The 12,050-nt window shown below is 73.6% G+C and carries 13 protein-coding genes; 8 read left to right on the forward strand and 5 right to left on the reverse strand.

The window, feature by feature from the left end:
• Entirely contained in the window at window positions 1-1,092 is a 1,092-nt protein-coding gene (locus ACZ5UI_RS21355) for a calcium:cation antiporter (protein WP_464197854.1), read from the reverse strand.
• Window positions 1,093-1,127: 35 nt separating this feature from the next.
• Complete coding sequence (locus tag ACZ5UI_RS21360) at window positions 1,128-2,606, reverse strand: DUF5715 family protein (RefSeq protein WP_464190795.1); 1,479 nt, start codon at window positions 2,604-2,606, stop codon at window positions 1,128-1,130.
• Between the two features lie 83 nt (window positions 2,607-2,689).
• On the opposite strand from ACZ5UI_RS21360, the gene rpsD reads away from it, so the two are divergent.
• The 7 genes from rpsD (at window position 2,690) to ACZ5UI_RS21395 (ending at window position 8,690) form a co-directional block, all read left to right on the forward strand.
• A complete protein-coding gene (gene rpsD, locus ACZ5UI_RS21365; RefSeq protein ID WP_464190797.1) occupies window positions 2,690-3,322 on the forward strand; it encodes a 30S ribosomal protein S4 in 633 nt (210 codons plus the stop codon).
• Entirely contained in the window at window positions 3,319-3,963 is a 645-nt protein-coding gene (locus tag ACZ5UI_RS21370; protein WP_464190800.1) for a hypothetical protein, read from the forward strand. The genes rpsD and ACZ5UI_RS21370 overlap by 4 nt, the downstream gene beginning before the upstream one ends.
• 196 nt (window positions 3,964-4,159) lie before the next feature.
• On the forward strand, window positions 4,160-5,581 hold the full coding sequence (locus tag ACZ5UI_RS21375; protein WP_464190802.1) for an efflux RND transporter periplasmic adaptor subunit: 1,422 nt from the start codon (window positions 4,160-4,162) through the stop codon (window positions 5,579-5,581).
• The gene (locus ACZ5UI_RS21380; RefSeq protein WP_464190804.1) at window positions 5,578-6,288 is read left to right on the forward strand and encodes an ABC transporter ATP-binding protein; all 711 of its coding nucleotides are present in this window, start codon (window positions 5,578-5,580) and stop codon (window positions 6,286-6,288) included. Before ACZ5UI_RS21375 ends, ACZ5UI_RS21380 begins: the two co-directional genes overlap by 4 nt.
• A complete protein-coding gene (locus tag ACZ5UI_RS21385; protein WP_464190806.1) occupies window positions 6,288-7,502 on the forward strand; it encodes an ABC transporter permease in 1,215 nt (404 codons plus the stop codon). The genes ACZ5UI_RS21380 and ACZ5UI_RS21385 overlap by 1 nt, the downstream gene beginning before the upstream one ends.
• 22 nt (window positions 7,503-7,524) lie before the next feature.
• Window positions 7,525-8,067, forward strand: a complete 543-nt coding sequence (locus ACZ5UI_RS21390; protein WP_464190808.1) for a hypothetical protein — start codon at window positions 7,525-7,527, stop codon at window positions 8,065-8,067.
• A 23-nt stretch (window positions 8,068-8,090) separates the two neighbouring features.
• Window positions 8,091-8,690, forward strand: a complete 600-nt coding sequence (locus tag ACZ5UI_RS21395) for a hypothetical protein (RefSeq protein WP_464190810.1) — start codon at window positions 8,091-8,093, stop codon at window positions 8,688-8,690.
• 1 nt (window position 8,691) lies between these two features.
• Here ACZ5UI_RS21395 and ACZ5UI_RS21400 read toward each other — a convergent pair whose 3' ends face one another.
• On the reverse strand, window positions 8,692-9,402 hold the full coding sequence (locus ACZ5UI_RS21400; RefSeq protein ID WP_464190812.1) for a GNAT family N-acetyltransferase: 711 nt from the start codon (window positions 9,400-9,402) through the stop codon (window positions 8,692-8,694).
• Window positions 9,403-9,432: 30 nt separating this feature from the next.
• On the opposite strand from ACZ5UI_RS21400, the gene ACZ5UI_RS21405 reads away from it, so the two are divergent.
• Complete coding sequence (locus ACZ5UI_RS21405; protein ID WP_464190814.1) at window positions 9,433-10,302, forward strand: LysR family transcriptional regulator; 870 nt, start codon at window positions 9,433-9,435, stop codon at window positions 10,300-10,302.
• Here ACZ5UI_RS21405 and ACZ5UI_RS21410 read toward each other — a convergent pair.
• Both ACZ5UI_RS21410 and ACZ5UI_RS21415 read right to left on the reverse strand, forming a co-directional pair.
• Window positions 10,255-11,664, reverse strand: coding sequence for an MFS transporter (locus tag ACZ5UI_RS21410; RefSeq protein WP_464190817.1), 1,410 nt, complete (start codon window positions 11,662-11,664; stop codon window positions 10,255-10,257). The two genes, ACZ5UI_RS21405 and ACZ5UI_RS21410, sit on opposite strands and share 48 nt — an antisense overlap.
• A 13-nt stretch (window positions 11,665-11,677) precedes the next feature.
• A complete protein-coding gene (locus ACZ5UI_RS21415; protein WP_464190819.1) occupies window positions 11,678-12,007 on the reverse strand; it encodes a thioredoxin family protein in 330 nt (109 codons plus the stop codon).
• Window positions 12,008-12,050: the final 43 nt, after the last annotated feature.

Raw genomic sequence — 12,050 nt, forward strand, 5'->3', positions numbered from 1 at the left:
CTACGGGCTCGCGGCCAGGAACAGGAACGCGCCGAAGACGACCAGGTGGATGCCCGCCTGCTGCACGGTCGCCCGCCCCGGCAGCACGGTCAGCGCGCCCAGCACGACGGTCAGCGCGAGCAGCACGATCTGCGTGTCGCCCAGGCCCAGAACGAGCGGGCCGTCCAGCCAGATCGAGGCGACCGCGATGGCCGGGATCGTCAGCCCGATGCTGGCCATCGCCGACCCCAGACCGAGGTTGAGGCTCGTCTGCACGCGGTCGCGCAGCGCGGCGCGCACGGCGGCCAGCGTCTCGGGCAGCAGCACGAGCAGGGCGATCACCACGCCGACCGCGGACTGCGGCAGCCCGGCCGACTGGACCGCGTCCTCGATCGCCGGCGACTCGATCTTGGCCAGGCCGACGACCGCGACCAGCGCGATCAGCAGCAACCCGAGGCTGCGCAGCGCGGCCCGCTCCGTGGGCGGGTCGGCGTGCTGCTCGTCGATCGTCTCGCCCTCCTGGCTGACCGGCAGGAAGTAGTCGCGGTGGCGCACCGTCTGCACGACGACGAACAGCGCGTACAGCGCCAGCGAGCAGACCGCGGCGAAGGCCAGCTGGCCGGGGGAGAACTCCGGGCCGGGCCGGCTGGTGGTGAACGTCGGCAGCAGCAGGCTGAGCGTGGCCAGCGTGGCCACGGTGGCCAGCGCGGTGGTCGTGCCCTCGGCGTTGAACACCGCCACGTGGCGGCGCAGCGCGGCCACCAGCAGCGAGATCCCCAGGATCCCGTTGGCGGTGATCATCACGGCGGCGAACACGGTGTCGCGGGCCAGCGTCGCGGTCTTCTCGCCGCCGGAGACCATCAGCGTGACGATCAGCGCGACCTCGATGATCGTCACCGCGACGGCCAGCACCAGCGATCCGTACGGCTCGCCGACCCGGTGGGCGACGACCTCGGCGTGGTGCACCGCCGACAGGACCGCGCCGGCCAGCACGAAGGCCACCAGGATCACGGCCACGGTGCCGGGATGGGACCCCCAGGAGACGGCCAGGACGGCGAGGGCGACGAACGGGACGATCGTCGTCCAGGGCAGCGACTTGATGCGCGAGATCAGCTGTGCGATGCCCTCAGGATGCCCGATCGGGGTTTCTAGCCGGCGTTGCCGTCGTGGCGGGCGTCGGCCGGCAGCACGCCCATCGGCTGCATCAGGCGGGCCGCGTCGGAGGAGACGGTGACGTGGATCGCGCCCGGCTCGCGCACCCAGGCGATCAGGTTCAGCGCGGTCAGCCGGTCGAGCAGGAACTGCAGCGCCATCGCCTGCTTGTTGGACGCGTAGTCGCGGGCGATGTCGAAGGAGTAGCCGGTCGTGTGCAGCGAGTAGTCGTCGGTGGCCTGGTCGTTGCGCCGCAGCAGGGCGTCCTGGTAGGCGTCGTCGCGCACGGTGCTGGTGATGCGCAGCGGCCGCTGGTCCCCCGAGAGCGCGCGCACGCCGGTCCCGATGTAGGCCAGCAGGGCCAGCGCCTCGCGCCGCAGGCCGCGGTAGAGCTTGGGCTTCTCGTCGACCTTGGCGGCCAGCTCACCCATCTGCGGGTCCAGCTTCAGCCCGTGCGTGGCCAGGTAGGCGGGCGGCAGCGCGGCGATCTCGCCGCTGTCGTAGGCGTCGCGCAGGTCGTCGCCGGTGGCGAAGTGGTCGGTCACGTCGGGCGGGTGCAGGACGACCTCGGCCGAGTTGCGCTCGTTCATCAGCGCGGTCCGACGGGCCAGCAGCGCCGGGTCCGTCTGGGCCAGCCCGAGGATCTCCTGCGCCGCCTGCACGCGCCACAGGTAGGTCGACGAGTCGTCGCCCAGCCCCGACAGGAAGCGCCACGCGGCGGCGTGGTGGGAGGGCGTGGAGTCGAAGTACAGCCGCACGTAGGGCACCGTGCCGTCGCCGTAGTCCTTCAGGGCCGTCTGCAGGTTGCCGACGCCCATGTGGTAGCTGGCCGTGGCCAGGTCGTCGCGGCCCAGCTGCTCCTTGGCGAACTGCAGGTAGCGCACTGTGCCGGCCAGCGACTTCTCGGGGTCGAAGCGCTCGTCGACGCGGCGGCGCTCGGCCCGCAGCTCCTCCACGCGCTCGTCCTTGCCCTTGCGCGCCGCCTTGTCCATCTCCTTGCTGAGCTTCTCCGCGGCCGCGACGTCGACCTTCATGCCCAGCAGGCTCTGCCCGGTCCCGGCCACGATCTGCGTGAGCCCGACGGCGCCGTTGAGGTCGTCGGAGGCCTGGGCCTCGGGGCGGCCCGCGCTCTCCAGCAGGACGATCGCCGAGAGCAGGTCGGGGGAGATGTCGGTGCCCTCGGTGGCCTGCTCGATCTGCTTGCGCCAGCTCTGCGTGCGCCGGATGCCCAGCTCCAGGCCGTCGGCGGTCTTCGTGTAGAGGGCGTGGGCCCAGCCGTCGGTCGCGCGCTGGGCGTAGTCCTCGGAGCGCGCGCTCGTCCAGGCCAGCGGATCCTCGTCGGGCAGACCTGCTCCGGGCGACAGCGTGGCGGGCGGTGGCGGGCCGTCGTCGCGCACCTGGCGCAGCACGAGCGTGGCGCTGACGATCAGCGCCGCGAGGACGACGAGGGCGATGGCGATGCGATGACTGCGCACGGGGAGCGGTCCGTCAGGGTGCCAGGTAGGAGATATTCGGCTACCCTAAGTATCCGAACGTCGACGAACGGAAGGACGAACACGTGGGCCGCTACACGGGGCCGACCGAGAAGCTCTCGCGCCGCGAGGGCGTCGAGCTGGAGCTGAAGGGCGCGCGCCGCCTGGCCCGCAAGGGTGGTCTGGAGCGCCGCGGCGACGCGCCTCCCGGCCAGCACGGCAACGCCCGCCGGCGCCGCGAGTCGGTCTACGGCCTGCAGCTGCGCGAGAAGCAGCGCGCCAAGCGCTACTACGGCGTCCGCGAGCGCCAGTTCCGCAAGGTCTTCCGCACCGCGCAGAAGAGCCGCGAGGGCCAGGTCGGCGAGCGTCTGATGGTGCTGCTGGAGCGGCGCCTGGACAACGTCGTCTACCGCCTCGGTCTGGCCACGACGCGCGCCCAGGCGCGCCAGTTCGTCAACCACGGCCACGTGCAGGTCAACGGCCGGCGCGTGGACATCCCGTCGTTCCTGGTCTCCGAGGGCGACATCGTGTCGATCAAGCTGGACAGCCCGATCCGCCCGGCGGCGATCGAGGCGACCGAGCTGATCGGCCGCGTCACCCCCTGGCTGCAGGCCGACTTCGACGGCCTCACCGGCAAGGTCCTGCGCATGCCCGTGCGCAACGAGATCGACGCGCCCGTCAACGAGCAGCTGATCGTCGAGCTCTACTCGCGGGTGTGATCCCCTTCGCCCGCCTGGCGGCGGACGGATGCCCGTCACACGCCGCCCTCGCGCTGTCCCTGGCGGCCGAGTTCCACGACGCCGACGAGTCGGCCGCCTCCGGCGTGCTGTCCTCGTTGGCCGCGGCGCTCGCGCCGTTGCGTGACGCCTCGCCGCTGGAGCAGCTGGGCGGCGCGGGCGAGCTCGTCGGCGGGCGCATCGGCGCGCGCGTCCGGCCCGGCCACATCGAGGACCTGCTGCTGGACCGCGTGCTGGTCACCGGCGCCGGCGACCCGGTGTGCTGGGCCGTGATCTGCGCCCAGGCGGCCGAGCAGGCGGGCATCCCGCTGGGGATCGTGGCCGACGAGGAGGAGCACGTGCTCGTCGCCCATCGCGACCTGGAGGCGCCGATCGTGCTCGAGCCGATGGCGCCGTCGTCGCCGATCGACGCGACCCGGCTGCCCGCGGGCGACCTGACCTGGCGCTGCTCGCATCAGGTCGCGCTGATGCTGCTGGACCGCATCGTCGCCCGGGCCCAGCGCTCCGGGCGCCACGGGGACGCGCTGCGCGCCGCGCAGCTGCGCCTCGAGCTGCCGCTCGACGATCGCACGATCGACGGGCTGCGCGACGACGCCGACGGCGTCGCCTCCAAGCTGAACTGACGCCAGGCGCTCGCGGCCGCCGCGGGAACCGCGACCTAACGCCTCACTTCTGCCGAGTTGCATCTGAGTCTCGCTCAGCGCAACTCAGATGCAACTCGACGGAAGTGATTCCCCGGCGTCTGGGTTCCCGCGCCGAGGCGCGCCGCGCACACTTCTTCGTGCGCTCTTCGGCGCATGCCGCATCTCTATATGCGGCATGTCTCGACCTCTCACCGTCATCCTGGCCGCCCTGTGCGTCGGCGCCATCGTCGTTGCCGTCCTCGTCGTCGGCCCGGAGTCGTCGCCGAGCACGACCACCGAACGCACCGTCACCGCGACCAAGGGCGTCGTGCAGACGACCGTCTCGGGCAGCGGGAACCTGGCGCCGGCCAAGCAGCTGGATCTGAACTTCGGTGTGGCCGGGACGGTGACGAAGGTCTACGTCAAGGCGGGCCAGAAGGTCACCCAGGGGCAGATCCTGGCCCGGGTGGACGACGCCGACGCGCAGGTCGCGCTGGACGAGGCGCAGGCCACGCTGGACTCCGCCCAGGCCGATCTGGAGGCCGCGCAGTCGGCCAGCACCGACGCGACGGTCGCCGCGACCGCCGACGACCAGGTCACCTACCTGTCGGTCGCCGACACGACGACGCCGCCGCAGACCACGACCACGCCGCAGACCGCGACCACGCCGCAGACCACGACCACGACCACGCCGCAATCGAGCGGATCCCAGCAGCAGCAAGCGCAGAGCAGCGCCGCCTCCACGCAGACCGCCGCGCAGAAGGCCGCCGCGATCGCCACCGCGCAGGCGTCCGTCGACAAGGCGCAGCTGGCCGTCCAGAACGCCGAGCAGGATCTGGCCGACACGGTCCTGCGCGCGCCCAGTGCCGGCACCATCACCGCCGTCTCGGGTGCCGCCGGCGACGCCGTCAGCGCGGGCTCGTCGGGCGCGTCGGACTCCGCGTCGGCCTCCGACGCGTCGGCCACGGGGGCCGCCGGCGGCGCTTCCTCGTCGGCCTCGTCGGCCTTCATCACGCTGGCCAAGCTCGACCGCATGCAGCTGTCGGTCTCGTTCACCGAATCCGACATCGGCCAGGTGAAGGTCGGCCAGAGCGCGACGGTCAGCCTCAGCGCCCTGACCGACGTCCAGCTGTCGGGCCGCGTCACCCAGGTCGCGGTCCTGGGCGACTCCAGCGGCGACGTCGTCAGCTACCCGGTGACGATCCTGCTGGACCAGAACGCGCGCGGCGTGAAGGCGGGCATGACCGCCACCGCCGAGGTGATCGTCAAGCAGGCCAGCGGCGTGACGCTGCCCTCGCAGGCCGTCACCGGACGGGGCACGACCGGCGTGGTGATGGTCAAGGCCGACGGCCAGACGGTCAGCAAGCAGGTCGGGATCGGCCTGCAGGGCGACAGCTCGACGATCATCACCAGCGGGCTGGCCGCCGGCGACGAGGTCGTCATCCAGTCGACGCCCACGATCGGCGGCACCTCCGGCGCGGCCGGCCAGCAGGGCTCCTCGGCCGCCGCGCTGGGGCAGCGCCTGAGCGGCGGCGCCACGTTCGGCGGGGGCGGCGGTGGGTTCCCGGCCGGCGGCCCGCCCGCGGGCGGCGGCGGCTTCGGAGGCCCCGGCGGATGAGCGAGCGGCCGGTCATCGACGTCGAGGAGCTGCGCCGCAGCTACCACCTCGGCGACAACGTCGTGCACGCCCTGGCCGGCGTGTCGCTGCGCATCGAGCGCGGCGACTACCTGGCCATCATGGGCAGCTCGGGCTCGGGCAAGTCGACGCTGATGAACATCCTGGGCTGCCTGGACACGCCGACCGGCGGCCGCTACCGCCTGGACGGCGTCGACGTGCGCGACTTCGACGAGGACGAGCTCTCCGACCTGCGCAACCGCAAGATCGGCTTCGTCTTCCAGTCGTTCAACCTCGTGCCGCGCACGACCGCGCTGGCCAACGTCGAGCTGCCGCTGGCCTACGCGCGCGTGCCCCGCCGGGAGCGCCGCGACCGCGCCACCCGGGCCCTGCGCGCGGTGGGCATGGGCGCACGCCTGGAGCACATGCCCTCCGAGCTGTCGGGCGGCCAGCAGCAGCGCGTCGCCGTGGCCCGCGCGCTGGTCACCAACCCGGCGCTGATCCTGGCCGACGAGCCGACGGGCAACCTCGACTCGCGCTCCACCCGCGACGTGCTGACCATCTTCGACCGCCTGCGCGACGGCGGACGCACCGTCGTCGTCATCACCCACGAGCAGGAGGTCGGCGAGCGCGCGGACCGCATCGTGCGCCTGGCCGACGGTCGCATCGTGCAGGACACGCGCACCGCGGCGATGGGGGCGCTGGCCTGATGGGCGCCGAGACGCTGCGTGTCGCCCTCGGCGGGCTGACCGCCAACAAGCTGCGCTCGCTGCTGACCGTGCTGGGCATGTCGATCGGCGTCGCCTCGGTGATCGTGCTCGTCGCCGTGGGCAACGGCTCGTCCAAGGCCGTGCAGTCGTCGATCGAGGGCCTGGGCTCCAACGTCCTGCTGGTCATGGGCCAGGGGGCGCGCGGCGGCCCGGGCGCGGCGCCGGTCGCCTCGGCCTCGCTGACCACGGCCGACGCCGACGCGCTCCGGGACGCCGACCTGGCTCCCGACGTCAAGAGCGCCTCCCCGGTGGTCACCTCCAGCACGACGACGCTGGTCGCCGGCAGCGTGACCTACGACACCGGCTCGGTGATCGGGACGACGCCCGCGTACTTCGGCGCGAAGAACCTGACCACGCAGGTCGGCTCGACGTTCACCCAGGCCGACGTGGCCGACCACGAGCGCGTCGCGGTGATCGGGCCGACGGTGGCCCAGAACCTGTTCTCGGCCACCAGCCCGGTCGGCCAATCGCTGCAGATCGACGGCGCGACGTTCCAGGTGATCGGTGTGACCGCGTCCAAGGGGTCCAACGGCACGACCGACCAGGACGACATCGTGATCCTGCCGATCACCGCCGCCCAGGACACGCTCACCGGGTACGGCTCGGTCAGCCAGATCATCGTCCAGGCCACCTCGCGCGACACGCTCGACGCCGCGCAGGCACAGGTCGAGTCGATCCTCGACGACCGCAAGGACGTCGGCGCCGACGACACCGCGCCCTTCTCGGTCATCAACCAGGGCTCGATCCTGGAGGCGTCGGCCTCCACCAACGACGTCTTCACCACGCTGCTCGGCGCGGTCGCGGCGATCTCGCTGCTGGTCGGCGGGATCGGCGTGATGAACATCATGCTGGTCAGCGTCACCGAGCGCACGCGCGAGATCGGCATCCGCAAGGCGATCGGCGCGCGCCGGGGCGACATCCTGGCCCAGTTCCTGTGCGAGGCGGTGCTCGTCTCAGCCATCGGCGGGCTGGCCGGCGTGGCCATCGGCGTGATCGGCAGCCAGTCCCGCATCGCCGGGGTCGAGCCGGTGATCGCCACCTACTCGATCTTCCTGGCCTTCGGCGCGGCCGCGCTGTGCGGCCTGTTCTTCGGCACCTACCCGGCCAGCCGCGCGGCCCGGCTGCGCCCCATCGACGCCCTGCGCTTCGAGTGACCCAAGGAGTCCCATGCCCACGATGACCGACACCGACACCGACGACGACCTCGACCAGCTCGACGACTTCGAGCCGTTGCCGCCGCGCCCGCGGCGCAGGCTGCTGGCGCCGATCCCGCTGGCGCTGCTGGGCGTGCTGATCGCCGCGGCCGGGTTCGTCGGCGGCGTGCTCGTGCAGAAGCACTCCGCGGGCTCCACGACGTCCGCCTTCCCCGGCGCGGCCGGGTTCGCCGCGGCGCGCTCCGGTGGCGCCACCGGAGCGACGGGTGGCGGGGCCGACACGGCGAGCCAGGGCACCAGCGGCGAGGTCAGCTCGAAGAAGGGCGACGTCCTCTACGTCACGACGTCGGACGGCACGACCGTGAAGGTCAAGCTCGCCGGCGCCACGGTCACGCGCACCGCGGAGACCGGAAAGAACGCGATCCACCCGGGCGACACCGTGGTCGTCCAGGGCGCCACCCAGGACAACGGCACGGTCAAGGCGACCGCGGTCACCGCGTCCGCACCACAAACCTCTTCGCCATCCCAGTCCGGGGATCCCGTCGGCCAGCTGTTCGGCGGCTGAAACCCCCAAAGGAGACATCACCCATGCACAAGGTCCTGGTCATCGTGCCGGTGCTCGCTGCCTTGGCGCTCAGCGCGTGCGGCAGCAGCTCGGACGGGTCGTCGTCGTCCGCGGCGGCCACCACCGCCCAGCGCGGCGGGTTCATGAACGACGAGGTGCGCGCGTGCCTGCAGCAGCAGGGCGTCGACGTGCCCGAGCGTCCGCAGGGCGCCGACGGGCAGCCGCCCGCGGGTCAGGGCTACGGCGGGGTGGGTGGGCCCGGATCCGGACTCCCCGGCGGCACCGGCGGTCCGCCCCAGGGCGCGGGCGGCACGACCATGTCCGACGCCGATCGCCAGAAGATGCAGGACGCCCTGAAGAAGTGCGGCGTCGACCTGCCCGCCGACGGTCAGCGCCCGGCGGGCGACGGCCAACGCCCCGACACGACCGACGCCGACTACCAGGCGCGCGTCAAGGCCTACGTCGCGTGCGTGCGCGAGAACGGGTTCGACCTGCCCGATCCCGACTTCTCCGGCGACGGCCCGATCTTCGACCCCGACCAGGTCGACCAGACGAGCCAGTCGTTCCGGACGGCCAGCGCGAAGTGCCAGTCCGAGCTGCAGCCGTCGGGCGCGGCCACGTAGGTCAGGCCGAGGCGACCGTCGCGCGCAACGTCGCGACGGTCACGAAGCCCAGGCGCTCGTACACCGGCCGCCCGTCGGGGCTGGCCTGCAGGGTGGCCGTGACCGCCCCGTCGGCCCGCGCGGCCGACAGCACCGTGCGCAGCAGCGCGCTGGCGTGGCCCCGGCGACGGTGCGCGACCTCCGTGGCCACGTACTGGATGCTCACGTCGTCGCCCAGGCGCAGCGCCAGCAGCACGCAGGCCCAGTCGTCGCCGGCGCGGATCCCGTAGGCCTGCACGCGCGCGTCGTCCAGCGCGGCCAGCAGCGGGGCCAGGCGGTCGTGTTGCGCGTAGGCGCGATCGTTGAGCACGCCGACGACGTCCAGCGGCGGCGTCTGCGCGTCGGCCAGCGGGCCATCGAGCACCGCGTCGGCCAGCACGACGCCCATGCACGGCATGTCGACGTCGGGCAGGTCGGTCCCGCCCGCGACCGCCCCGGGCGCCGACCACAGGCAGTGCGGCAGGCCCGGGTCACCCGCGACCGCGCTGGCCCGCGGGGGCACCACGGCGGCGTCGATCCAGTGGTTGTCGGCCGCCCACGGCACCAGCGCTCCGATTGCCTCGGGTCGGCGCAGCACCGTCGCCCCCCGCACGCCCGTCGCGCCGAACGCGGCGAGCGTCTCGCCAAAGCCCCCCACCGAACGGCGGGCCAGTTCATCCCCATCGAGGGCCATCGCCGAAACGCTACCCGTAGGCTCGTCGCCATGGAGCTGCGCCAGCTGCAGTACTTCGTCGCGGTCGTGCGCCACGGCGGCTTCACCGCCGCCGCCGACGCGCTGTGGCTGACGCAGTCCGCGCTGTCCCAGCAGGTGCGCAAGCTCGAGGCCGAGGTCGGCGTCGCGCTGCTGCGCCGGGGCTCGCGGGGCGTGGTGCCCACCGCCGCGGGCGAGGCGCTGCTCCCGCGGGCCGAGGCGATGCTGGCGCAGGCGGCCGCCGCCCGGGCCGAGCTGGACGAGCACGCCGGCGCGACCCGCGGACGGGTGCGCGTCGCGGCCACGCCCGGCGACGCGGTCACGCTGCCCGCCGCGTTGGTCGACTTCCATCGTGCGCATCCCGCGCTGCAGCTCGCGCTCCGCCACGGTCCCGCCGAGGAGGTCGCGGGGCTCGTCGCCGCCGGGACCGCCGACGTCGGCGTGACCGCGCTGGCCGGCCCGCCGCCCGCGGGCGCGCGCCTGGTCGAGGAGCTGACCCGGCCGCTGCGGCTGATCGTGGCCGCCGGCGATCCGCTGGCCGGCGCCGGGCCGGTCGCGCTGGAGCAGGTGCGCGACCGCCCGTTCATCCTCGGCGAGCCCGGATCCGCGCTGCGCGAGCTGGTCGTCGCGGCGTGCCAGGAGGCCGGCTTCAGCCCGGTGCCGCTGTTGGAGATCGCCGACCCGACCGCGGTCCGCCACCTGGCCGCCGCCGGCCTGGGCGTCAGCGTGGTGCCCGCCGCCTGGCTGGCGCTGGACGGGCCCGAGGTCAGCGGGCTGGCGCTGGCCCGCCCGCTGGAGCTGCGCGTCGCGCTGCTCGTGCCGGCCGCCGGCCCGTCACCCGCGGGCGGGCTGCTCCTGGCCCACCTCGGCGCCGACGGCTGACGCCGGGCGCATCAAGGGCACGCTGAGCGCGGTGCCCACGGCGACCAGGCCGGCGATGATCAGCAGCGTGAACGCGAGCGCGTCGGGCTCGCGCAGCAGCGAGTTCAGCACGGCGAAGGCCGCGCCGACGATCGCCACGCCGAACGCACCGCCCAGCCAGCGGCCGGCCTGCAGGATGCCGGTGGCCACGCCCGCGCGCTCGGTCCCGGCCAGGTTGATCGTGGCCGCCGACAGGCCCGGCCAGATCAGCGCCTGGGCCACGCCGATCAGCGCGAACAGCGGCCACAGGTCGTCGTAGCGCACCGCCATGGTCAGCAGGCCGATGGCCAGCATCGCGGCCGCGAGCACGACCAGCCCGACCAGCATCGGCCCGCGGTAGCCGATGCGGTCGGTCAGCCGGCCCGCCGACGGGGTCAGCAGCGCGAAGGCCAGCGCGTAGGGGATCACCAGCAGGCCCGTGGTCAGCGGTGACGCGCCGAAGCTGGTCTGCAGCACGAGCGTGGTCAAAAACAGCCAGGCGACGATCGCCAGCATCGCGGTGATCGCCACGACCTGGACGCCGGCGAAGCCCGGGATCCGCAGCAGGTCGGGTTCGATCAGCGGGCGCGGGCTGCGGCGTTCGCGCAGCACGAAGAGGGCCAGCAGCGGCACCGCCACGACCAGCGCGATCAGCGCGCTGGGCAGGTCGCGTCCGCCGGCCTGGATGCAGGCCAGCATCAGCGCGGTCAGCCCGCCGATCAGCGCGACCACGCCCAGCGCGTCGATCCGGTGGTCGGTCGACGTGGCCCGCACCTCCTCCACGAAGGTCAGCGTCAGCGCGATCGCCACCACGGCCACGATCGGGTTGATGAAGAAGACCCAGCGCCAGCTCAGCGTCTCGACGAGGAAGCCGCCCAGCAGCGGCCCGATCGCCATCCCCAGCCCGGCGGCGCCGGCCAGCATGCCCTGCGCCCAGGCGCGCCGCGCGTCCGGGTAGGCGGTGGCCAGCAGCGCGCTGGTCGCCGGGTACATGAAGGCCGCGCCGATGCCCTGCAGCGCGCGGGCGCCGATCAGCTCCAGCGAGGTCTGGGCCAGGCCCGCGCCCAGCGAGGACAGCGCGAACAGGGCCAGCCCGCCGAGGAACATGCGCCGGCGGCCGTACACGTCACCGAGCCGCCCGGCCACGATCAGCAGCGCGGCCAGGGTCAGCATGTAGACGCTGATCGTCCACTGCAGCTGGCCGAACGAGCGGTGCAGGTCGTGCCCGATCGCGGGCAGCGCGACGTTGACGGCCAGCTTGTCGATCTCGACCATCCCGATGGCCAACGAGGCCACGACGAGGGTGGTCGCCGGGTGGCCCGCCCGACCCGGAGCGCCATTCACGCGGCGCAGTCTGTCACGCGGGCGCCAGCGCCTCCTCGAGCTCGCGCACCAGCCGCCGCTTGGGCCGCGCGCCGACCAGCCGCTGGACCGGAGCGCCGCCGCGGAAGATCAGGAACGTGGGCATCGACAGGACGCCGTAGCGCGCGGCCGTGGCCGGGTTGTCGTCGACGTCCAGCGCGACGACCTTCAGGTCCGGGCGCTCCTGGGCCAGTTCGGCCAGCACGGGCGCCATCACGCGGCAGGGCGGGCACCAGGCGGCGGTGAACTCGACGAGCACGTCGCGCTCGGCGTCGAGCACCTCGGCGTGGAAGTGCGCGTCGTCGACGGTGGGGAGGTGGGTCATGCGATCCAGGGTGCACCGGTCCGGCCGGTGGGCCAAGTCGAAT

It is taken from the genome of Conexibacter sp. JCM 18997 (genome assembly GCF_055391915.1).

Bases quoted from the DNA above. Each gene is read 5' to 3' on its own strand.
- ACZ5UI_RS21375 (WP_464190802.1), top strand. From the start codon at position 4,160: ATGTCTCGACCTCTCACCGTCATCCTGGCCGCCCTGTGCGTCGGCGCC.
- ACZ5UI_RS21380 (WP_464190804.1), top strand. From the start codon at position 5,578: ATGAGCGAGCGGCCGGTCATCGACGTCGAGGAGCTGCGCCGCAGCTAC.
- ACZ5UI_RS21385 (WP_464190806.1), top strand. From the start codon at position 6,288: ATGGGCGCCGAGACGCTGCGTGTCGCCCTCGGCGGGCTGACCGCCAAC.
- ACZ5UI_RS21390 (WP_464190808.1), top strand. From the start codon at position 7,525: ATGACCGACACCGACACCGACGACGACCTCGACCAGCTCGACGACTTC.
- ACZ5UI_RS21395 (WP_464190810.1), top strand. From the start codon at position 8,091: ATGCACAAGGTCCTGGTCATCGTGCCGGTGCTCGCTGCCTTGGCGCTC.
- ACZ5UI_RS21400 (WP_464190812.1), bottom strand. From the start codon at position 9,402: ATGGCCCTCGATGGGGATGAACTGGCCCGCCGTTCGGTGGGGGGCTTT.
- ACZ5UI_RS21405 (WP_464190814.1), top strand. From the start codon at position 9,433: ATGGAGCTGCGCCAGCTGCAGTACTTCGTCGCGGTCGTGCGCCACGGC.
- ACZ5UI_RS21415 (WP_464190819.1), bottom strand. From the start codon at position 12,007: ATGACCCACCTCCCCACCGTCGACGACGCGCACTTCCACGCCGAGGTG.